The organism is Endozoicomonas acroporae (genome assembly GCF_002864045.1).
GTDB lineage: Bacteria > Pseudomonadota > Gammaproteobacteria > Pseudomonadales > Endozoicomonadaceae > Endozoicomonas > Endozoicomonas acroporae.
Window position 1 is genome coordinate 1 of record NZ_PJPV01000184.1, and the last position, 845, is coordinate 845.

An 845-nucleotide genomic window follows, 5' to 3' on the forward strand; every position below is an offset into this window, starting at 1 on the left:
AGAATCGATTCGGGAGCCATCCTGAAGCTGTTGCCATGCTGACCTGGCATCCTTGATGGTAGTGCGAATCCAGCAAATACAGCAGCCTAGTTCGACAGACCTGATAATTAAGTTAATGGCTTGAGCAGGATCATTCAGGCTTTTAACCTTAATTTGTCGTTTAACACTGTCATGAGTGGGAAGTTGTTTTTCAGCAAACCCCTGATCCTTGTTTGCATCACGGGCGGAAGTCCCGTGGATGCGGTTGTTATGTTTGCCTTACTCGAAGCCTTCTGTCCAGGAAGTGTCGGTCATGCGAGGATCGTCGATTCGTTGGCCAAAGCAGTTGTATTGTTCTTCCCTGATACGCCTGAATACAAAAGGCTCGAACAGCATCCGGTAGATTTTGGTCTGTGTCCCTTCCGTGGTTTCCCGTTTATGGCTTTCGATCAGTTTTTCAGCTTCCAGTTTTTCAGCCCCATGTTAACAGTTGCATGGCTGACGCCGATAATTCTTGCCAGCTTGTTTTGACTGGGCCAGCATTCGCCCTCACTGTTGGCAAAGGTGGCCAGCACGACCAACAAGTATTTTTGGGTCGTTGTCAGGTTATCCAGACCGTTGGTGTTAAGCTCAACCCGAATCAATTTCATCACCCCGATTGTGTAGGCGAACGAGATCATTGCTATACTGCCTCCCGAGCAGTAGCTCATAGCTATACAAAGAAACCCGGTTAGGAGTGGCGACTCCGTTTGAGCCGGGTTTTTTCTTGTGTCAGAAACATAGCCAGCCATCGGGATAATGCAAGAAAGTAAAGTTAATGTATTGGCCCACCCCCTCAACTGGTTAAAATTTTGATGTTAACCAGT

2 protein-coding genes are annotated in these 845 nt (G+C 47.5%); one reads left to right on the forward strand and one right to left on the reverse strand.

Features of this window, described 5'->3' with window-relative positions:
• The first annotated feature begins 234 nt into the window (after positions 1-234).
• Entirely contained in the window at positions 235-510 is a 276-nt protein-coding gene (locus CX664_RS26705; RefSeq protein ID WP_180966607.1) for a hypothetical protein, read from the forward strand.
• On the opposite strand, the gene CX664_RS28370 is transcribed toward CX664_RS26705, so the two are convergent.
• The gene (locus CX664_RS28370) at positions 429-770 is read right to left on the reverse strand and encodes a helix-turn-helix domain-containing protein (RefSeq protein WP_101749033.1); all 342 of its coding nucleotides are present in this window, start codon (positions 768-770) and stop codon (positions 429-431) included. The two genes, CX664_RS26705 and CX664_RS28370, sit on opposite strands and share 82 nt — an antisense overlap.
• Between the last annotated feature and the right edge of the window lie 75 nt (positions 771-845).

Bases quoted from the DNA above. Each gene is read 5' to 3' on its own strand.
- CX664_RS28370 (WP_101749033.1), bottom strand. From the start codon at position 770: ATGGCTGGCTATGTTTCTGACACAAGAAAAAACCCGGCTCAAACGGAG.